Raw genomic sequence first — 19,693 nt, 5'->3', positions numbered from 1 at the left:
GGAAACGGACAATATGTCGAGTTACGCCTCGCAACTTGAGGAGGAGCAGCGCGCCGTCACGCGCGCCTACGACCGTCTGGACGCGTTGCGCGCCGAGGCCCGCCAACGTCTGGACGCGGTGCGCGCGGCCGGCTCGCATGGATCGCCCACGCAACGCACCGAACGGGACTCCTTCGCCACCATGTACGAGGACCGCCTCACCCAGCTGCGGGCGGTGGAGGACCGTCTGGTGTTCGGCAGGCTCGACGACAACACGGGCGGAAGACGCTACATCGGACGCATCGGCCTGTCGGACACGAACCACGAGTCCATGCTCACGGACTGGCGTGCGAAGGCCGCACGTCCCTTCTACGAGGCCACGCCGTCGCATCACGGCGACATCGTGATGCGTCGCCACATCACCCTCAGCTTCCGCGACGTCGTCGCGGTGGAGGACGAGGTGCTCGACGTGCATTCCGATCAGGTGGGCGAGGCCTCGGAATCCGGCACGCTCACCGGCGAGGGAGCCCTGCTCGCCTCGCTGAGCAGCCGCCGCACCGGCAAGATGACCGACATCGTCGCCACCATCCAGGCGGAGCAGGACCATATCATCCGCTCCCCGCTGAACCGCGCGGTGGTGGTTCAGGGCGGCCCCGGCACCGGCAAGACCGCAGTGGCGCTCCACCGCGCCGCCTACCTCCTGTACACGCACAGGCGCACGCTGGAACGCTCCGGCGTGCTGGTCGTCGGCCCGAGCTCCACGTTCCTCCACTACATCGATCAGGTGCTCCCCTCGCTCGGCGAGACCGGCGTGGTGTCCCGCACCATCGCCGACCTCATCCCGGGCGTGAACGCGACGGCCGTGGACACCCCGTACGTCGCCCAGCTCAAGGGCGACCGGCGCATGGCCAACGCCATCCGCAACGCGGTGGCCGCACGCGAACGCGTGCCCGACCGGCTGCCCACGGTGCAGATCAGCGGCATCCCGGTGCCGATGCTCGCCACGGACATCGAGCAGGCGATCGCGGACGCGCGTCGGACCCGCAATCCGCACAACAAGGCCCGTGAGACGTTCGTCAAATCGATGATCTCGGCCATGCGCATCCGCTACACGGAGCAGCTGGACTACACGCCCGACCAGGACGAGATCAACCGCGCCGTCTCCCTGCTGCGCATGAACGACCAGGTGCGCGTGGCGCTGAACCTCGCCTGGCTGCCGATGAACGGCGCCTGGCTGCTCGACGACATGTTCTCCAAGCCCGCCAAGCTGCGCCGCTACGCGCCGTGGCTGGACGAACAGGAGATCGCCGCGCTGACGCGCCCGCACGGCGCCCCGCTCACCCGTTCCGACGTCCCGCTGCTCGACGAGGCGCTGGAGCTGCTGGGCGACGACCCGAAGGTCGCGGCGCGGCGCAGGCGCGAGGAGGCCAAGCAGTCCGAGGAACTGCGGTTCGCGCAGGACACGCTCGCCCAGAACGGCATCGGCACCGGCCTGGTCACCTCGCAGATGCTCGTGGACCAGATGAACGGGTTCGACGTCGAGGCCACCGCGCAGCGCGCGGGCAGCGACCGCGAATGGGTGTACGGCCATATCGTGGTCGACGAGGCGCAGGAGCTCACCGCCATGGACTGGCGCATGCTCATGCGCCGCTGCCCGTCCCGCTCCTTCACCATCGTGGGGGACGTGGCGCAGACGAGCGCGCTGGGAGGCACCCGTTCCTGGGCCAGGACGATGGACCGTCTCTTCGGCCATGGCCGCTGGGACCTCAACGAGCTGACCATCGACTACCGCAACCCGCAGGAGGTGTCCGACCTCGCCGGCCGGTTCGCCTCCGCGCAGGGGCTGTACATCTCCACGGTGCATGCGGTGCGCACCATCCCGGATTCGGTGTCCCGGACCACCGTGCCTTCGGCGGAGGATCTGGCCGACGCCGTCGGCCGCGAGGCCGCCGCGCTGACGAAGGAGTTCGTGGCGCAGGACGGCACGGGACGCGTGGCCGTGATCGCGCCGCATCGTCTCATCGAGGGGCTGCGCGCCTCGGTGCGCGGCTGGATCGCGCGCACGCTCGGCGAGGACGAGGCGACGCGTCTCGCCGAGCAGGACCCGTGGGACCGTCAGATCGACGTGTGCGACACGGAGACGGTGAAGGGTCTGGAATACGACGCGGTGGTACTGGTGGAGCCGGGGCTCATCGACCAGGAGGCGCCGAGCCGCCTGGTGGCGGCGGCCGACCTGTATGTGGCGATGACTAGGCCCACGCAGCGTCTGGCCATCGTGCGGACCGCGGTGGACGAAAAGAATCTGGAACTCTAAGGTGGGTCATATGCCTAAAGCACTGTTATTGGAGAACATTCATCCCGACGCGGCCAAGTCGCTGCGCGACCACGGGTTCGAGGTCGAGACGGCGAAGGGCGCGCTGAACGAGGACGAGCTCATCGAGGCGCTCGAGGGCGTCGACCTGCTGGGCGTGCGGTCCAAGACGAGCGTGACCCGCCGTGTGATGGAGGCCCGCCCCACCCTGTCCGCCGTGGGATGCTTCTGCATCGGCACGAACCAGGTCGACCTGGACTTCGCCGGCCGTCAGGGCATCGCGGTGTTCAACGCCCCGTATTCGAACACGCGCTCCGTGGTGGAGCTGGTGATCTGCGACATCATCTGCCTGATGCGCCGCATCCCCGCGCACACGCATCATCTCAAGCACGGCGTGTGGGACAAGACGGCGACGGGCTCCCATGAGGTGCGCGGCAAGACGCTGGGCATCATCGGCTATGGCAACATCGGCTCCCAGCTGAGCGTGCTGGCGGAGGCGCTGGGCATGCGCGTGGTCTTCTACGATCTCGAGGAGAAGCTCGCCATGGGCAACGCCCGCCGCTGCGACACGCTGAACGAGCTGCTGGAGCAGTCCGACGCGGTCACGCTGCATGTGGACGGCCGCAAGGCGAACACCGGGTTCTTCGGCGAGGACCAGTTCTCCCACATGAAGCAGGACGCGATCTTCATCAACGCCTCGCGCGGCTTCGTGGCCGATCTGGGCGCCCTGAAGCAGCATCTCGATTCCGGTCACCTCTCCGGCGCCGCGGTGGACGTGTTCCCGGTGGAGCCGAAGAAGACGGGCGACCCGTTCGAGACGGCTCTGGCGGACGAGGACAACATGATCCTCACCCCGCATATCGGCGGTTCCACGCTGGAGGCGCAGAAGAACATCGGGCATTTCGTGTCCCAGCGTCTCGAGGACTACTGGGAGAAGGGTTCCACGTCGCTTTCGGTGAACCTGCCGCAGATCAATCTCGGCGCGAACCGTGGCGTGGCGCGCATCGCGCATCTGCATGCGAATCTGCCGGGCGTGCTGGCCCGCGTGAACCGCGTGCTGGGCGAGGAGAACATCAACATCGCCGCGCAGTCCCTGGGCACCGAAGGCGAACTGGGCTACGTGGTCACCGACGTCTCGCAGAAGCCCTCCCGCAGCGCGCTCGAGGCGCTGCGTTCCATCGAGGGGACGATCCGCATGCGCGTGATCTCCTGACGAGCCGTGCCGTCGCCGCGATCGTCGACAAGCGGCGTCGGCGTATGACATGACTGAGGCGCGTGTCTGCTTCCGCAGGCACGCGCCTCATCGTATTTCCGTCTGCGCCGCCGGGGCCGCCATGGACCGTCAGCGCTGTTTGAGCTCGTCGATGGCGTGTTGGAAATCGGACAGGTTCTCGAAGTTCTGGTAGACGCTGGCGAACCTGAGGTAGGCCACTTCGTCCAGGTCCCGCAACGGCTTGAGGATGGCCTTGCCCACCTCGTCCGAGGTCACCTGCGCCTGTCCGGTGGAGCGCAGGTCCTCCTCTACCTTTTGGCCGAGCTTCTTGAGTTGGTCCTCACGCACCGGTCTGCCCTGGCAGGCCTTGCGCACGCCGGAGATCACCTTGTCACGGTTGAAGGGCTCCAGGCTTCCGGACCGTTTCTCCACCAGCAACGTGGTGGTCTCCAATGTGGTGAAACGCTTCCCGCAGTGCAGGCACATGCGCCTGCGCCGGATGGAGTATCCGTCTTCGCTGACCCTTGTCTCGATGACCTTGGTCTCGGCATGATGGCAATAAGGACAATGCATGGCACCCACCATACCGTGTGGCGGCGCGTCGACGCCACCCGACGGGGTTTCGCCGGCGTCCCGCGCCGGCACGGCACCGGTGCACACCATGCCGTTCACTGCGCCGACTGCACCGGGACCACGATGCGCTGCCCGGCCTGCACGGAAGCGCTGTCCAGGTCGTTGAGCTCCATGAGCTCGTCCACCGTAGCGGACACGTCGCCGCCTTCGGGCGTGGCCATCTCCGCGTACGTCCACAGCGTCTGCCCCGGCTGGACCGTGTAGCTGGTCACCTCGGTGGGTGTCTGCGCGGACGAGGCGTGCGCGGGGAACAGCGCGCCGACGCCCACCCAGATGGCGAACCCGAACAGCAGCGCCAGCATCACCTTCGAAGCCAGCCTTCCGACGGTCCGTACAGCAGTCACATGACCCATGACCACCACATCCTTTCGAACATGTGTTCTATCGAACATCCGTGCTAAGTATTGCACATCCGTTCGAACGGCGCAACCCGCCGTGTCGAACATATGTTTGATTTCACCGCGCGTTCACGGTATGCTGGGCGCATCATGGAAAGGAGTGCGCCGTGAGCACGATACCGTTTGACCCCCAGGGCGCGAAGACGCCGGAGCACAGCCGTCTCACGGACAGACAGAGCCGGATTCTCGAGGCCATCCGCTCCTATCAGGCCGAACGCGGCTTCTCCCCCTCTTTCAGGGACATCGGCACGGCCGCCGGCCTGAAAAGCCCTTCCTCCGTCAAGCACCAGCTCCAGGTGCTGCAGGAAAAGGGATACATCCGCCTGAATGCGAACAAGGGGCGGGCCATCGAGATTCTTGACGACACCCAGCCGGCGTCGGTGGAACCGTCCCCCTCCCCCGCCGAGACCGCCGCCGCGCCCATCGCGGATGCCGCCTCCTCGAGCCGACCGAGCGGTGCGCGCATCTACCGCTTCCCCACCCCCAACCAGGATCTTTCGTTGGAGACCCGCGAGGTCCCGCTGGTGGGACGCATCGCCGCGGGCACGCCGATCACCGCCGAACAGCATGTGGACGACGTCATGCGTCTGCCCGAGCGGCTCACCGGGTCGGGCGGCACGCTGTTCATGCTCGAGGTGCATGGCGATTCCATGATCGACGCCGCCATCTGCGACGGTGACTTCGTGGTGGTGCGCCGGCAGGAGGACGCCGAGAACGGCGACATCGTGGCGGCGCTGCTGGACGGTGAGGCCACGGTGAAGACGTACCGCAAGGAGCATGGCCACCTGTGGCTCATGCCGCACAATCCCGCCTACTCCCCCATCGACGGCACGTACGCCACCATCATGGGCAGGGTCGTCACCGTCCTGCGCAAGCTGTAGACGAGTCAGGCGCGTGAACCACCACTCGTCATAGGTTTTCCACGTACTTGAAGACCACCCGATCGGAGTCGGGCGAATTCAATCGGATGCAATGGCACGTTGGGCAATCAAAGACACACTCAGGCGGCAAGGTCTTTTGCATTCACGGATTCGATTCAACTTTTTTGGCGTCAGCTCCCCTGACGGCTGATGCCGCCCTTGTGGCCGGTAGCCTTGAACGGCTTGACCCGCATGGCATGGCCGCCGTTCGCACCCGAGGCGCGCGCCGCGGAGACTCCGGTAGGTGCCGCCGCGGCCTCCGCGGTCTCATCGCGGAGACCACGCCCCCTCGATCCGCCTCCTTTGGCGGCGAGCGCCCTGGCCCACCGCTCGTCCATGGCGGCCTGCCGTTGCCCTTGCTTCGGTGTCTTCGTCACTTCGTTCCTTTCCTCATGTGCTCTCGTTGCCGTTCCAGCAGTTCGCGGACGCCCTTGACGATGTCCGGGTTACGCAGCGAGATCAATCCGGGGAAGATGCGCACCAGTCGGCGCTGCTGCCAGTTGAGGGAACGGGTGAGCATCTCGTCGGCCATGTCGATATGCGTGTCGATGGCTTCGATCTGTTCGAGCTTGCGCATCCTGATCTGTTCGCCCACGCGCGCGAGCCTCGAGTCGAAACTGTGCAGCCCCGCCAGAGTGATGGCCCAATCCGCCGCCGTCGCGACGCACAACACCGCGGCGACGACCAACACCACGAGTTCCGGCCACGATTCCACGATGGCCGTCATCCACGGCTGGACCACGAGCACCACCGCCGCCGCGCCGAACCCGAACGCCAGGAACCCATTGAGGTACACGCGGCCGTTGATGTTGAACGGCTTGCCCGTATAATCCCAGAACCGGACGTGGTAGAGCTTCTCGATGACCCACGACGACAGGTACTCCAACGTACAGGCGACCACGCCGCTGGCGAGGAACAAGGCGAGCGGATTGCGCACGTCATGCAGGAGCAGCAATACCAGCAACGCGCCGAACCCGTATATCGGACAGATTGGCCCGTTGAGCATGCCGCGGTCCTCGAAACGTCTGCGCAGCACCACGCTGAGCATCGTCTCCCATGCCCATCCCATGAACGAATACGCCGTCCAATACAGGAACCACTGCGCCATCGTAAGCGGCATCGTCACCTCGCTCCCTTCCGTCGCCGACGCATTCCACATCGGCATGGTCACCAGAATAGACGCGGCCGCACCACAATCGGAAAACGGCGACGCAGCCGCACACGAATCACGGCGCGGACGGACGCCGCGTATGATAGCCTCCCTGAGACGAGGACGGCGACGAAGCCGCCTCACCGAACAGAATGGAGGGCTCCATGACGGACGCCACGATCTTCGACCAGTACCCGCTCGACCAGTGGAAGGAACCGGACCATCGCATCATGGACCGGTTCTCACTGAAAGGCAAGAAAGGCTTCGTCACCGGCGGCGCCGGCGGCCTGGGCCGCAACGTGGCCGCCGCATGGGCCGAAGCAGGCGCCGACGTGGCGATCGTCGACCTGCCGCGCACCAAGGAGACGCTCGAACCGCTCGCCGCCGAACTGTCCGAACGCTACGACGTGAACGTCGTCCCGCTCTACTGCGACGTGTCGGACAAGGAGCAGGTCGACGCATTGAAGACGTCGCTCGTCGAAACGCTCGGCACGGTGGACGTCGCGTTCCTCAACGCCGGCGTGAACGTGCCCGGCGACGACGCGGACGAACCGTACGAAGTGTGGAAGAAGACCATCGACATCAACCTGACCGGCGCATACCTGACGGCGCAGATCGCGCAGCACATCATGCGCGAACACGGGCACGGCGGCTCCCTGGTGTTCACGTCGTCCTTGTCCGCACACAACGCGAACTTCATCGGCGGAGGTCCCTCGCCGGTCGCCGCGTACGGCGCGTCCAAGGCAGGCATCCACGAGTACGCGCGATACCTCGCCGCCGCGTTGGCGCCATACGGCATCCGCTCCAACACGGTCTCCCCCGGATACGTGTGGTCCGGCATCTTCGAGGGACGCATCGTGCCCGAAGCGCACGACATGATGGTCTCACCGGTGCCGATGCACCGGTTCGGCACCAACGAGGAGATCGCCACGGCCGTGCTCTTCCTCGCCAGCGACACCTCCTCGTACGTCACCGGCACCAACCTGCAGGTCGACGGCGGCTACTCCGTGTACTAGGCGACGCGAAACACGCAGCCCGCCTCCCCATTCACAGGCGGTGCGCGAGTCATCCCAGATGAACCGCGCACCGCCATCATCAAGTCTTGGCTACCGCATGACGATACAACGAAAGCCAATCCATGGACGGTCCTGAGAATCGGCCATCCCGCAACAAAACCACATGTGGCTTCGGCGCTATAGTAATCGCATGAGCATGATGATGTGTCCCGAATGCGGAACCGCCATATCCGAGCAAGCACGAACTTGTCCGTATTGCGGATTCTGTGGAGAGAATGCGGACCAGCCGATCAAAGGGCTGACATCACATGAAATCGCCGCCTCGCTCAACTACGACGTGATACACATAGAAGCAGAAGACGAAGAGTCCCCCGACACGGTTGAAATAATCGACACGATGGAAATCGTCGCCGACGATAAGCGGCGATTGCTGCACATACTCAACAGCTGGGAGCACGTGCAGATGTTGATGCCGGGCATGGTGCAGTTCCTGCAGCAGACATTCGTCAAAGGCGATGTACGGATGGTCGCGAAGATACCGCAACACTTCCAGAAGCTCGTCGATGAAGGCAAACTGCATTTCCAACAGGATCTGCAAGGGGAGACTCTGGCGGCGCTATATGACGGCAAAGGCCGGATTGTAAAGCAAGTCAGACTGGAATTGTCCGAACAGATTCCCGACCTGCTGCCGACAATGCAGCATCTCCAGACGCAAGCCGCCATATCGATGGTGCTCTCGGAAGTCAAGGACGTGAAAGCCGCGGTCCATGACCTCCACATCGAACAACAGAATGACCGTCTGGCCAAGGTGGATGCCGCATGGGCTATGTTCCAGCAGGCGCGCACGGTCACAGACAGGCGTCTGCGAGACCAACTGATGATGCACGCCATCATGCAGGCGAATGAAGCACGTAGCATCCTGACCCGGAACTTCGAGGAACAAATGCGCGCGATCGCGTACAACAAGCGACACAGGGGAAAGGATGTCAAAGCCGCCGACGCCTTGAACGCGCTCATGGGAATCACGGATACGATTCAGATAGCCGGCCGCGGGTATGCCTCTCTCGGGCAGACAGAAGCAAGCAATGAAGTATTGCGACAGTTCGGAGCGTTCATTCACGACAACGCCCTCGACGACGAGGATACGTTGATACGACTCAACGAGCATCTCAGTCTTGAGGCGAAAACCAAGAACAAGGAGAACCTGAGGCGTCTGAACCGTCTCTTGACGGGAATAGCACAGCCGCAGAGACCACAGCAGGCACTGACGGGCAAGCCCGCCGGCGTGGAAGCAATCGATAAGCCGATACGGCAGAAAGGCCACAGTGATGATGCTGAAGTGGAAGACCGGGACTGACACCGACAACGGCGACGTCTCGAACACGGGACAGCCGGAATCCTCCCCCGTGGAACGTCGACACTGCAAGGAGTGCAACGCGCCACTCGCGCGGGACAACAAAGGGAAATACTGCGAGAACTGCAAGGGCAATAGGGATGAGACACGGAACAAAGTCATCAGCGGTCTGGGCGTTTTCGCCGGCATAGCAGTGCCGACTGTCATCAAACTCGTAAAGAAGCACAGCAAATAGACCCGCACTCCCGCCGGCCCGTGGCCGGATGCCATGTGCTTCGGCCACGTAGTCCGGCGGACAATTCACCAGATAACCGGAAACCGAGCGGAATTACGGTTGTCCGGCGCACTTCTGCGCCGGACAACCTTCATCCGGTGGTATTAGGAGTTGCCCGGCGCGAGATGGCGTGCCGGATAACCCGATGGCAGTACATATGGGAGTTGATCGGTCACACGAAGGTGCCGTACAACGCGGCGAATCCCTCGATTCACGTTACCCGGCACGGACATTCCCGGAATCATCCCGAACCGCTCTGGAAATCACAGGAGAATCACGGTTGCACGGGCGATTTGCGTACCGGACAACGCCGGGAACCGTTCGAAGCGCGTTGTCCGGCGTCAACCCGTGCCGGACAACGCCGAATCGCCGTATATGGGGGTTACCCGGCAGAGCATCATGCCGGACAACACAAGAATCACTCCGAGACGTGTTGTCCGGCACAGAAATGTGCCGGACAACGGGTGAACAGCATCGAGACGGCCTATCCGGTCAAGCACCCGCACTGGACAGCATGATTCCACACCGCGTCACACACCATGCAGGTCATACCGCGACACGTGACGCATGACATCACACGCATCAACGCGGCATCGCGCACGGCGGCTCTTCATCACACGCACGTCACGCACATCACACGCACGTCACGCACATCACACGCACGTCACGCGCGGCACACACATCACACCGCGTAGGCGGCCCAGCGGCCGTGGGAATGCTCCACCTCGATGGGCATGCCGAACAGGCTGGAGAGGCGCTCGTCGGTGAGCCCCTGCTCGAGCGGACCGGTGTAGACGATGGTGCCGGCACCGGGATTGCCCATCGAATCGACGCCCTCCTCGGTGGCGTCCTCGGCGGGGATCGGCTTCCTGCCCATGATGGCGATGTGGTCAAATCCAGCGGGAATCTCCTCCAGACGGTGCGTGACGAGCACCACCGCGCGGTCGGAGCTTTCCTCGCCGATGCGGCTCAACGTGCGCATCACCTGTTCGCGGCCGCCCAGGTCGAGCCCGGTGGTCGGCTCGTCCATGATGAGCAGCTCCGGATCGCCCATGAGCGCGCGGGCGATGAGCACACGCGTACGTTCGCCCTCCGAAAGCCGCCACATCTCCTTGCCTTCGAGGTAGCCCACACGGAAGTCGTGCAGCAGGCCGCGGGCGCGCGCGTACTCCTCAGGCGTGTACGTGTCGCGCCAACGCCCGGTCACGGCGGAGAGGCCGGTGACGACCGCGTCGAGCGGATCCTCGAATTCGGGGAACTGCCTGCCCAGGTCGGCGGAGGCGAGGCCAATGCGCGTGCGCAGTTTGAACACGTCGTATTTGCCGAGCTGATGGCCCAGGATGAACACGCATCCTTCGGAGGGGAAGGTGCGCGTGGCGAGCATGCCGACGGCGGTGGATTTGCCGATGCCGTTCGGTCCGAACAGCACCCAACGCTCCCCCGCGCGGATGGTCAGGTTCACGTCGGTGATGATGACGCGGCGGTTGCGGCGGAATTCGACGTTCTCAAGCTGGAGCACGACGTCGTCGGCCATGGTCGTTTCCTTTCAGACGAACGCGTGCTCCCCGCATGTGCGGGAAGCACGCGTCATGGGTCGTTGGTCGTTATGGGTGACGGTTCGTCACCTGCTACTTGTTCTGTTACTTGCCCTGCTCGTCGAGCACGGACTGGTAGACCTTGACGGTCTCGTCGGCGATGGACTCCCAGCTGAACACGTCGCGGGCGCGCTCGTAGCCGGCCTGGCCCATCTTCTTGCGCAGTTCCGGATCGGCCATGATCCTGTTGATCGCGTCGGCCATGTCGTGCACGAACTTGTCCGGGTTCGTGGGCGTGCCGGTGCCGTCGTGCAGCTGGTCGATCGGGACGAGGAAGCCGGTCTCGCCGTCGACGACGACCTCGGGGATACCGCCGGTGGCGGAGGCGACGACGGGCAGTCCGCAGGCCATGGCCTCGAGGTTGACAATGCCGAGCGGCTCATAGATGCTCGGGCAGATGAACGCGTCGCAGCCGTGTTCGAGCGCGGACAGCTCGTTCTTCGGCAGCATCTCCTCGATCCAGATGATGTTGCCGCGCTTCTTGTCGAGTTCGGCGAAGGCGCCCTTGACCTCCTCCATGATCTCCGGGGTGTCGGGCGCGCCGGCGCACAGGACGATCTGGATGCCCGGGTCGACGAAGTGCAGCGCCTTGAGCAGGTACGGCAGGCCCTTCTGGCGGGTGATGCGTCCGACGAACAGCAGGGTGGGCTTGCTGCGGTCGATGTGGTAGCGGTCGAAGACGCCCCAGCCCGGATCGTCGTCCGCCGGGGTGGCGAACTCGGACATGGTGATGCCGTTGTACACGACGACGACCTTGTCCGGGTCGAGGTTCGGGTAGGCGGTGAGAATGTCGTTGCGCATGCCACCGGACACGGCGATGACGCGGTCCGCATGCTCGTAGGCGTCCTTCTCGGCCCAGGAGCTCAGGTTGTAGCCGCCGCCGAGCTGTTCGCGCTTCCACGGGCGGAACGGTTCGAGCGAGTGCGCGGTGATGACCAGCGGGGTGCCGTGCAGCATCTTGGCCATGTAGCCGGCGAGGCAGGCGTACCAGGTGTGCGCGTGGATGATGTCGGCGTCCACGTCGTTGGCGATCTGCAGGTCGACGCCGAAGGTCTTCAACGCGCCGTTGGCGTCCTTGAGTTCGGCCGGAGTGTCGTAGCCGACGACCTTGAGGGAGCCCTTCGCCTCCGCCGCGTTCGGGATGGCGGGCACGTCGGCTTCGGTACGCGGACCGTCGAACGCGCGCACGGTCACGTCGATGCGTTCGGCGAGGACCTTGGACAGCTGTTCGGCGTGGACGCCTGCGCCGCCGTAGACGTGCGGCGGGTATTCGCGGGTCAGAATGTCAACCTTCATTGGTTTCCTACCTCTCTTTCCGGACGGAAATTCAAGCAATACCCACTCTACGGCACGACATACGGAAAAACGCACAACCTTCGTCGTGCGTTTTCCGTGATTTGCGTGCGGGGTGCGTCACGTGGGCGACGCGACGCCGGTTCCGCCGGTTTTCCGTTTCCGCCGATCTCCGATTCCGTCAGACGGCGGTGCCGTTGGAGTCGAGGTTGGGGTTGTGCTTCGAATCGCCGGCGGTGAAGAACAGGCTCACCACGCCCACGATGAACACCGCGGACACGGTGGCGATGAGCCAGATGGGGCGCGCCGCGCTCGGCAGCCACATCACCACGAAGAACGCGATGATGGCGAGCGTGATGAGCGTCCAGCTGCCCACGCGGAACCATTGGCGCACCGAATGCGGCGCCTTGAACGCCTTGGGATCCTTGTAGTTCGGGTTCGTGGTCAGTGTGGTGTCGGTCTCCGCGATGCTGCCGCCGCTCGGCTTCCACGGCCCGAGGGACTCACCCTCCTGCAGCCTGCGGGAACGCTCCTGCAGCTGGTATTCGTCGATCATGCCGGCACGGCCACGCCCGCGCGTGGAATCGTACTGGGAGGGGATACCCCTGCGCGTCGCCTTCGCCTTGGCGCGACGTTCCGCTCGATTCGGCATTGGAACCACTCCTTCATCGTTCTGTCGATGCCGTCCCGGCCGTATCCGGGATGACTGCCCAATGGCACTGCGTGCTACTTTACCCCAGCATCGGCCCGCATCATGCAAGGAACTCCGCATTCGGGAACGATATCCGCCACCTTGCACCGTCAGACGGCGCGCCCCATCTTCGCGCGGATCAACGCAAACGCGTTCCGTCGTTCCTCCCGGTTCAGGACGATGAACAGGCACGCCGCTCCGGCCACCGTCGCGCAGACGGCGGCGGAGACGACCAGCGTGACCCAACTGTCCACGGGCAGCAGCGCCTTGTACAGCACGCACACCGCAATCATGGGAACCATGCACAGATAGGTCTTGCCGATGGCGACGGCGAGCTCGCGACGCCCGATGTCGATGCATGTCGTGGCATACCAAGGCATGATGACGGCGTTCTTGATGACGTCGATCACGCCCTGCACGACGATGATCGTCCAGATGCCCCATGAAGTGGTCGCCGCCAACGCCAGCACCACCACCACGTTGAGGATGCCGCTCGCCAGGAACACCAATGCGGGCACCTTGAGCCGGTTGGTGATGATGAACACGTTGTTGAGCAGCACGGACGTGCAGGACGGCATCATCACGACCAGCGACAGCGCGGCCATGTCCTGCAGGAACCCGGCGTCCTGCCCCGGCACCCAGATCTCGAAGAAGTTCGTGCCGAACACCAGCAGGTAGCCGATGGGCAGCATGTAGAGCAGTCCGGTCATCTTGATGGACATCAGCAGGAACGCGTTCATTTCCCGGTACCGCTGTTTGGCGTAGTACTGCATCGCCTGCGGCGCGAAGATGGAGGCGAGCAGAACGATGATGTTCAGGATGAAGTTCGGCATGGTCTTGGCGACCGAATACTCGCCCGTCACCCGCGCACCGACCAGCAGGTTCGCCAGATAGATGCCCAACGCGCACAACAGCACGTAGCTGAGCTCATTGACGGAGTTCCATGCTCCGCCGGCGACCAGTTCCCGTACCGCCCTGCCGCTGAACCGCGCCTTGCGCAGTCCGAGCTCCGGCGTCAGTCTTCTCGTGTAGTACAGGTTGGCGATGCAGTTGTAGACGGTGACCACCAGCATCGTGGCCGTCACGTAGTAGATCTTCGGTTCGAGCGACACGAACAACGCCACCAGGAGCCCGGCGCGGATCGCGTTGCCTTCGATGTTGCGCAGGGCGCTTTTGTCCAGACAGTTCCGCACGTAGTACACGCATCCGAACACCGACAGCACCAGACCGAGTTCGGTGGCCAGCACCGAAAACAGGAACGTCAGCTGCACATCGTGGATCAGATTCGCAGGCACGTCCATCAGCATCTGCGGAAACCATGAGAACAATGCCCCGGGGACCGCCAACGCCACGGCCAAGATGGAATCGGCGACCAGCACGGAGGCGAAGTACACGTTGGCCTTATGGAAGTCGCCGCGGTTGTATTCCAGACTGATGAAACGGCTGGCCACGGAATTCAGGGCCGCCGTGAAGATCCCCGAATAGCCGACGATGCTGTTGACGAGTGGGATGAAGCCGTAGGCGGTGATGCCGAGCGTATGGATGATGTACGGGGTCAGCACGAAGTTGACGCCGACCTGCACGGCGAAGGCCATGATCGTGGCGACGGCGTTGACCGCAAGCCTTCTCTTGTTATCCATGACGGCCCTTCCTCATGCAACCATCCGCAGCCCTCGGCACGGAATACCGGAACACGGCGATGATATCAATCATCGTGCGCGCGCATGCTCGAGGTAGAACCGTTCCATCTCCCGGGCAACGTCGGCCATGTCGAATCCGGCCGCGCGCAGCTGCTCCGAATGGTCGGTCCGCGGCGTCGAGACAATCATGCCGCGCAATTCGTCCGCCCATGCCTCGGCCCCGTCGTCCAAGTCCCGGAAACGGACGAGCTCGACGGTGTCCGCGGTGGCCGTCATGTTCGTGGAGGCGAGGCAGGGCAGTCCCGAGCATTGCGCCTCCTGCAGCACGATGGGGAATCCTTCGTACAGAGAGGGCAGCACGAACGCATCCATGGCCTGGTAATAGGGTGCTACGTCCTTGTGGTCGCCGAGCAGACGAACCCGATCGGCAAGACCACGCTCCGCCGCCCGTTGGACAATCTGATCATGCAGGTCCCCGTCGCCGACGACTACCAGCAGGGAATCCGAATGCCTCTGCTGGTATTCGGCGAATACGTCGACGAGGAAGAGCAGATTCTTCTGTTCCGCCAAGCGACCGCAATACCCGATTACCGTGGTGTCCGTACCTATGCCCAGCTCCGCGCGCACCTTCTCCCGCATCGACGCGTCGAATGCGAAATGCTCCGTGTCGATGCCGTTCCTGATCCACCGATAAGGTTTGCCGGGGAACATGAACTTCGCAGCCACATCCGAGCAGGCGAAGAAGTCGGTGACAGCAGTATTGATGTCATGATGTGCAATCGTATTTCGTATGACGGATTTCAGACGTTGCGTCAGCGGGCGCTCGGAGACAAAATCAAGCGTATCGCCATTATGCGAGTGAAGAATGCGCAACGGGATGTCGGCCTGTTTCGCGACTGCAAGCGGTGTCGCATAGGGATTATTGACGTGCATATGGACTCCTGCGATTTCGGGGGAGGACCGGTAAAATCCCAGCAGTGTTTTCCCTACGCCGAATGGCCGCTCCGACCTTGTGTACATCACACGATAAATGTGTCCTCCCAAAGAGAGAATCTCATCTTCAGCCGCAAGGGGAGGAGATGCATGATCGATGAGAAAATCGAATTGGACTTTCTCCCTATCGATATGACGGTAGAGGTTCATGATGAACGTCTCCGTGCCACCGTACACCGGTGACATGCCCCATTGCAGAATCCGAATCGGCGATGAATCCCGACGGTGTTCCTCTCCCGCCATCAGGCATCCTTTCCCTCAAGAAAATCGTAGAAGGAATCGGGCCATCGCGTCTGCTCGGAATCCTCCTCCCGCAATGCGCGCCGCATGTCGTACAACAATTCCGGATCCGCATGCAGCCGAGCGATCGCCAACGCGATGGACCGCGCATCCGATTCGCATAGCAGGCCAGTCACCCCGTCCCTGATCTGTTCGCGGAACGCCGGAATGTCGGCCGCCACCACCGGGGTGCCGAGGATTCTCGCCTCCTGCACCGCCAGTCCGAAGCCTTCGCTGCGCGAGGTCTGGACGTAGCAGTCAGCATTCGCCATATACGGATATGGGTTGGCGACCGCCCCTCGTAGCCTCATGCATCCTTCAAGATGTGCTTCGGCGATCATGCGATTGAGACGCTTACGTTGCTTCCCGTCGCCGAACACCAGCCATCGGAACGGCACACCCAGCCTGCGCAGCTCGGCGGCGGCTCTGACGGCGAGCACCACGTTCTTTTCCGGGGACAGCCGGGCGAGGGTCACGATGGCGAGACCATCGAAGTCCGCATCAACCTCGCGGGGAGACGCGATTGGCTCCCGGGCTTCCCCTCGGATGGCGTCGACGTCGACCGGATTGTACAGGACCTGCGTCTTGCCGGAGAATTCAGGATACCGGGTGTCCATCAGCTGCTTCGTGGACCGAGAAACACAGAATATACGGTCGAAACGGCTCATATAGGGACGGCTTTCAACCATCCACCCGAATTCGGCATCATGCACCCATGTCCCTTTTACCCGAGCGGGAATCACCGCGGCCACGGCGGTCTCAATGCACCCATACCCTTGAAAATCCAGCACGACGTCAAATGATGTCTCGGGAATCCCTATGAGACGCCTGACGACATAATCGTATGCAGGATTCGTTTCATCTCCGGACAATCGAATCAGCGTTCTCCGGATTACTTCCGATGCCCTTTTCGTTCTCAGATGAATCGTCTTCCATCCCAAATGGGCACGAATCGGGAACCCTCCGATGAAACGAGCCAATAGTCCACGCACACCAAAGCGAACCACATGGACGCCTTCAGGAATGATGTCCCGTAGAATCTTCCCACGATCCTGTCCGATTACGGTGACGTCATATCCCCTGTCTGCCAGGATCTTGAGGGCACGACTCATCGCGACTTCCGTGCCTCCCCTGCTGTCGCACCGTCCGCATACCGCAATGCGCAATGGTCTACTCATCAGAGACTCCAGCACCGGCGAGCAACCCGTCCATCTCCCGCGCGAACCGTTCGCAGAACCTCGCGTTCTCCGCGGGCAGATGGCCTGAGCCTTCCGCCGTCATCCTCCGGCTTCGCCCGATGCCGTCCGCCAGTTTCGCGACGTCGTTCACGACGACGATGTCGCCGAACCGCCGTTCGACCATCTCGGCGAATTCGACCTGATGGTCGTTGACATGTTCGCCGAGTTCCTGCCTTCTCGGCACCACCACCGGCACCGTGCCGGCATCCAGCGCCTGCAGGAAGCTGGACGGCCCGCCGTGCGTGATGCAGACGTCGGACTCCTGGAACATGCGCCGCATCTCCTCGCTGTCCAGGAAGGAAGCCCACCGGCAATGCTCAGGCTTGTACGTCGCATACCCCGTCTGGATGAACACGTCCTCGTCAATCCTTCCGGCCCCCTTCAATTCGTCGACGGCCCGAATCAGTCTGTCGAACGGCTGCTCATGGGTTCCAACAGTCACGAACATCATGGTCAGAACACGCTCCCCGCATAGATGCTTCCCGGATACACGTCCGTCATCTCGGGCCATTGCACGAAGATGCGGTCGGCCACGGGACGGACCAGCCGCCCGGTCAGCGTCGGCTTGTCGACACGGTCGAAGATCTCGATGAACGCGGTTCTCATGCCGAGCAGTTTGCCCACGTAGAAGAACGGCACCGCGACCGCCGCGCCGGTGGAGACAATCAGTCTGGGCCGTTCCTTCCGGAGCACCTTCCATGCCAGCCACGTATTGCGCAGCAGATTCGGGATGTTCCGGTTGGTCGGGTAGAAGCAGTGATAGACGCGTTCGCCTTCCAGAAGACTGTTCGCATCGGGTTTGTCGAACGTCACCCAGAAGCGTTGTCTGCCGCCCCACCACGGCTTGAGCCTGTACAGCTGCGCGAGATGCCCTCCGCTCGAACAGACCAGACACACTTTTGTTTCCGGATGTTCCACCGTGAACCTCCTCCTCATGGCGGTCACCGCTACGAAACAACGTAGGATGCCCATCTATCGGGCAGTGTATCAGCTACCCCCCCCCCGATGCAGTCACAGCCCATCATGTGCCGCAAATGTCCGAAAACACTGGAAAGAAACACCGTTTTCACAACGGTCGTACCGACTTTGCGACTCTCAGGCAACACACTGACGTGGGTATCGATTCCCCCTTATGGCTATGAAACGAGTATCATCGATTGAGACGAGAGATGGCGCGCATCACCTCTGTGTGAGGAAGGAACATGCAGGGTACGTAATGCGCCCGTCGCAGCAGGAGGAGTCATGCCGGCACAGCCAGCCGAGCCACAGCGGGATTGGACTGTGGCGGCCGCCGTATCCAGCACGTCCGATGCGATATGGACCGCCTGCTGTGCATACGGCGTTCTTATGGCAGCAACTGCCTTGGCCCCGGGCATGCATCCTCTTCCCAATCCGCATGCGGTCATCATCCATCCGCTGACGTGGGGGCTGGCATGGGCAGCCTGTGCATGGGGAAGCCATCTGTATTGCCGGCATGCCATCGGCCGGCGGGCCTCGACCCGGCGTGCTCTGACCGTCACCTGTGTCCGTTGTCTGATTGCGATGTGGGTGATCGGACACGTGCTGCCCTCAGGAATCCCGCCGCTGCTGGATCTGACGATCGCCGTCCTCGCCCTGACCGGCTGCGCGGCGGCACACGGCATCATGCGGCTGGTCATCGCACACGGTTCCCGTCATCATCATTTCACACGCAATGCGCTGATCATCGGCACGCCTGATTCGATCCAGAACACCATTGGACATGCCGGCTCCGGTATCGCACAGGGATGCACGCCGACGGCCGTCTGCATCATGCGGCCGAAGGGCGATGGCGACGGCGGCGTCGACGCCTCCGAAGATCGTGCAGCCGTCACGGCGCTGCCTATCGTTGCGGTCGACGCCATCCGCCGCGCCGACTACACGCCCGACTACGATCTCGCGATTCTGGCATCGGACCTGCAACCGACCGACCCGGACGTGCAGGGTCTGCTCGTCCGGTTGGAAGCCAACGGCGTGGACATCATCTGCCTGTCCGTCCCGGCCATGTTCGCGCATCACATCGCCATGGCGGACAATCTGGAACCGGGAGGAGACCTGAGGCTCAGACTCCCCCAGTACGAGCTGCCCCGCCGCGCGGCCAAACGCCTGTTCGACATCGTCATCGCCACGATCTGCCTCATTCCAGCCGCCCTCATCATCGGCGTGACCGCCCTCTTCATCCGTCACGAGGACCACGGCCCGGTCTTCTTCCGACAGCAGCGCATCGGGCTCAAAGGCCGCCCATTCAATATGCTCAAACTGCGCAGCATGCGCATGGACGCCGAGACGCTCAAACCCACGCTCCAGCAGAACGCATATGAGACCAATACGGCCTTGTTCAAGCTGAAAAACGATCCACGCCTGACGCGGACGGGCCGCATCATCCGGCGCCTGTCCATCGACGAGCTGCCGCAACTATGGAACGTACTCAAGGGCGACATGAGCATCGTAGGCCCCCGCCCGCCGCTGCCAGACGAATTCGCCTCCTACGACGATTGGTACGCGTTGCGCATGCTCGTCAAACCGGGACTCACTGGGCTATGGCAGGTTTCCGGACGCAGCGACCTCGATTTCAAGACCAGCGCCAACCTGGACGTGGCGTACGTACAGAACCACAGTCTCCTCGGAGACCTGTCGATCCTACTGCGCACGGCATGGTCCGTCATCGGCGGCAAGGGCGCATACTGAGGGAGGTGAA

Annotated in this window: 18 protein-coding genes; 6 read left to right on the top strand and 12 right to left on the bottom strand. The window is 63.1% G+C overall.

Annotated elements, in window-relative coordinates; all coding sequences use genetic code 11:
• The first annotated feature begins 13 nt into the window (after window positions 1–13).
• Window positions 14–2,293 (top strand): HelD family protein, encoded by a 2,280-nt coding sequence (locus KIH78_RS09130; RefSeq protein WP_219132102.1) that lies wholly within the window; start codon window positions 14–16, stop codon window positions 2,291–2,293.
• Window positions 2,294–2,303: 10 nt separating this feature from the next.
• Window positions 2,304–3,503, top strand: coding sequence for a phosphoglycerate dehydrogenase (serA, locus tag KIH78_RS09125; protein ID WP_214315331.1), 1,200 nt, complete (start codon window positions 2,304–2,306; stop codon window positions 3,501–3,503).
• A 129-nt stretch (window positions 3,504–3,632) separates the two neighbouring features.
• Here serA and nrdR read toward each other — a convergent pair whose 3' ends face one another.
• Both nrdR and KIH78_RS09115 read right to left on the bottom strand, forming a co-directional pair.
• Entirely contained in the window at window positions 3,633–4,076 is a 444-nt protein-coding gene (gene nrdR / locus KIH78_RS09120) for a transcriptional regulator NrdR (RefSeq protein ID WP_236034548.1), read from the bottom strand.
• Window positions 4,077–4,171: 95 nt separating this feature from the next.
• Window positions 4,172–4,489, bottom strand: a complete 318-nt coding sequence (locus tag KIH78_RS09115) for a LysM peptidoglycan-binding domain-containing protein (protein WP_420830150.1) — start codon at window positions 4,487–4,489, stop codon at window positions 4,172–4,174.
• A 152-nt stretch (window positions 4,490–4,641) separates the two neighbouring features.
• On the opposite strand from KIH78_RS09115, the gene lexA reads away from it, so the two are divergent.
• Window positions 4,642–5,415: a transcriptional repressor LexA gene (gene lexA, locus KIH78_RS09110; RefSeq protein ID WP_219132101.1), complete on the top strand. Its 774-nt coding sequence runs from the start codon at window positions 4,642–4,644 to the stop codon at window positions 5,413–5,415.
• A 170-nt stretch (window positions 5,416–5,585) separates the two neighbouring features.
• Here the strand turns inward: lexA and KIH78_RS09105 are convergent, their stop codons facing one another.
• Both KIH78_RS09105 and KIH78_RS09100 read right to left on the bottom strand, forming a co-directional pair.
• Window positions 5,586–5,831, bottom strand: a complete 246-nt coding sequence (locus tag KIH78_RS09105; RefSeq protein ID WP_338024136.1) for a hypothetical protein — start codon at window positions 5,829–5,831, stop codon at window positions 5,586–5,588.
• Window positions 5,828–6,574 carry a putative ABC transporter permease gene (locus tag KIH78_RS09100; protein WP_219132100.1) on the bottom strand — a complete coding sequence of 249 codons (747 nt, stop codon included), beginning with the start codon at window positions 6,572–6,574 and terminating at the stop codon, window positions 5,828–5,830. Before KIH78_RS09100 ends, KIH78_RS09105 begins: the two co-directional genes overlap by 4 nt.
• A gap of 194 nt (window positions 6,575–6,768) precedes the next feature.
• Here KIH78_RS09100 and KIH78_RS09095 point away from each other — a divergent pair, with 194 nt between their 5' ends.
• A complete protein-coding gene (locus KIH78_RS09095) occupies window positions 6,769–7,620 on the top strand; it encodes an SDR family oxidoreductase (RefSeq protein WP_236034547.1) in 852 nt (283 codons plus the stop codon).
• Window positions 7,621–7,810: 190 nt separating this feature from the next.
• Window positions 7,811–8,977: a zinc ribbon domain-containing protein gene (locus KIH78_RS09090; RefSeq protein WP_219132098.1), complete on the top strand. Its 1,167-nt coding sequence runs from the start codon at window positions 7,811–7,813 to the stop codon at window positions 8,975–8,977.
• Window positions 8,978–9,930: 953 nt separating this feature from the next.
• Here KIH78_RS09090 and KIH78_RS09085 read toward each other — a convergent pair.
• The 8 genes from KIH78_RS09085 to pssD all read right to left on the bottom strand — a co-directional run bounded on the left by KIH78_RS09085 (window position 9,931) and on the right by pssD (window position 17,895).
• A complete protein-coding gene (locus tag KIH78_RS09085) occupies window positions 9,931–10,782 on the bottom strand; it encodes an ABC transporter ATP-binding protein (protein ID WP_219132097.1) in 852 nt (283 codons plus the stop codon).
• A gap of 106 nt (window positions 10,783–10,888) precedes the next feature.
• The gene (gene glgA, locus KIH78_RS09080) at window positions 10,889–12,139 is read right to left on the bottom strand and encodes a glycogen synthase (protein WP_214315350.1); all 1,251 of its coding nucleotides are present in this window, start codon (window positions 12,137–12,139) and stop codon (window positions 10,889–10,891) included.
• A gap of 178 nt (window positions 12,140–12,317) precedes the next feature.
• Window positions 12,318–12,788, bottom strand: a complete 471-nt coding sequence (locus KIH78_RS09075; RefSeq protein WP_214315352.1) for a tripartite tricarboxylate transporter TctB family protein — start codon at window positions 12,786–12,788, stop codon at window positions 12,318–12,320.
• Between the two features lie 149 nt (window positions 12,789–12,937).
• On the bottom strand, window positions 12,938–14,467 hold the full coding sequence (locus KIH78_RS09070; RefSeq protein WP_219132096.1) for an MATE family efflux transporter: 1,530 nt from the start codon (window positions 14,465–14,467) through the stop codon (window positions 12,938–12,940).
• A 69-nt stretch (window positions 14,468–14,536) separates the two neighbouring features.
• Window positions 14,537–15,703, bottom strand: coding sequence for a glycosyltransferase (locus KIH78_RS09065; RefSeq protein WP_219132095.1), 1,167 nt, complete (start codon window positions 15,701–15,703; stop codon window positions 14,537–14,539).
• Window positions 15,703–16,851 carry a glycosyltransferase gene (locus tag KIH78_RS09060; RefSeq protein ID WP_219132094.1) on the bottom strand — a complete coding sequence of 383 codons (1,149 nt, stop codon included), beginning with the start codon at window positions 16,849–16,851 and terminating at the stop codon, window positions 15,703–15,705. Before KIH78_RS09060 ends, KIH78_RS09065 begins: the two co-directional genes overlap by 1 nt.
• Window positions 16,852–16,909: 58 nt before the next feature.
• On the bottom strand, window positions 16,910–17,419 hold the full coding sequence (locus KIH78_RS09055) for a glycosyltransferase (protein WP_219132093.1): 510 nt from the start codon (window positions 17,417–17,419) through the stop codon (window positions 16,910–16,912).
• Between the two features lie 11 nt (window positions 17,420–17,430).
• Entirely contained in the window at window positions 17,431–17,895 is a 465-nt protein-coding gene (pssD, locus tag KIH78_RS09050) for a PssD/Cps14F family polysaccharide biosynthesis glycosyltransferase (RefSeq protein ID WP_219132092.1), read from the bottom strand.
• A gap of 363 nt (window positions 17,896–18,258) precedes the next feature.
• Between pssD and KIH78_RS09045 the strand changes: the two genes are divergently transcribed.
• Window positions 18,259–19,683, top strand: a complete 1,425-nt coding sequence (locus KIH78_RS09045) for a sugar transferase (RefSeq protein WP_219132091.1) — start codon at window positions 18,259–18,261, stop codon at window positions 19,681–19,683.
• The last annotated feature ends 10 nt before the right edge of the window (window positions 19,684–19,693 follow it).

It is taken from the genome of Bifidobacterium saguinibicoloris, from assembly GCF_019331725.1.
Lineage (GTDB): Bacteria > Actinomycetota > Actinomycetes > Actinomycetales > Bifidobacteriaceae > Bifidobacterium > Bifidobacterium saguinibicoloris.
Note: the sequence above shows the minus strand (reverse complement) of the source record. Positions and strands in the feature narration are given on the sequence as shown.

Bases quoted from the DNA above. Each gene is read 5' to 3' on its own strand.
- KIH78_RS09070 (WP_219132096.1), bottom strand. From the start codon at position 14,467: ATGGATAACAAGAGAAGGCTTGCGGTCAACGCCGTCGCCACGATCATG.
- KIH78_RS09065 (WP_219132095.1), bottom strand. From the start codon at position 15,703: ATGGCGGGAGAGGAACACCGTCGGGATTCATCGCCGATTCGGATTCTG.
- nrdR (WP_236034548.1), bottom strand. From the start codon at position 4,076: ATGCATTGTCCTTATTGCCATCATGCCGAGACCAAGGTCATCGAGACA.
- KIH78_RS09085 (WP_219132097.1), bottom strand. From the start codon at position 10,782: ATGGCCGACGACGTCGTGCTCCAGCTTGAGAACGTCGAATTCCGCCGC.
- KIH78_RS09075 (WP_214315352.1), bottom strand. From the start codon at position 12,788: ATGCCGAATCGAGCGGAACGTCGCGCCAAGGCGAAGGCGACGCGCAGG.
- KIH78_RS09090 (WP_219132098.1), top strand. From the start codon at position 7,811: ATGAGCATGATGATGTGTCCCGAATGCGGAACCGCCATATCCGAGCAA.
- KIH78_RS09095 (WP_236034547.1), top strand. From the start codon at position 6,769: ATGACGGACGCCACGATCTTCGACCAGTACCCGCTCGACCAGTGGAAG.
- glgA (WP_214315350.1), bottom strand. From the start codon at position 12,139: ATGAAGGTTGACATTCTGACCCGCGAATACCCGCCGCACGTCTACGGC.
- KIH78_RS09130 (WP_219132102.1), top strand. From the start codon at position 14: ATGTCGAGTTACGCCTCGCAACTTGAGGAGGAGCAGCGCGCCGTCACG.
- serA (WP_214315331.1), top strand. From the start codon at position 2,304: ATGCCTAAAGCACTGTTATTGGAGAACATTCATCCCGACGCGGCCAAG.
- KIH78_RS09060 (WP_219132094.1), bottom strand. From the start codon at position 16,851: ATGAGTCGTGCCCTCAAGATCCTGGCAGACAGGGGATATGACGTCACC.
- KIH78_RS09100 (WP_219132100.1), bottom strand. From the start codon at position 6,574: ATGCCGCTTACGATGGCGCAGTGGTTCCTGTATTGGACGGCGTATTCG.
- KIH78_RS09115 (WP_420830150.1), bottom strand. From the start codon at position 4,489: ATGGGTCATGTGACTGCTGTACGGACCGTCGGAAGGCTGGCTTCGAAG.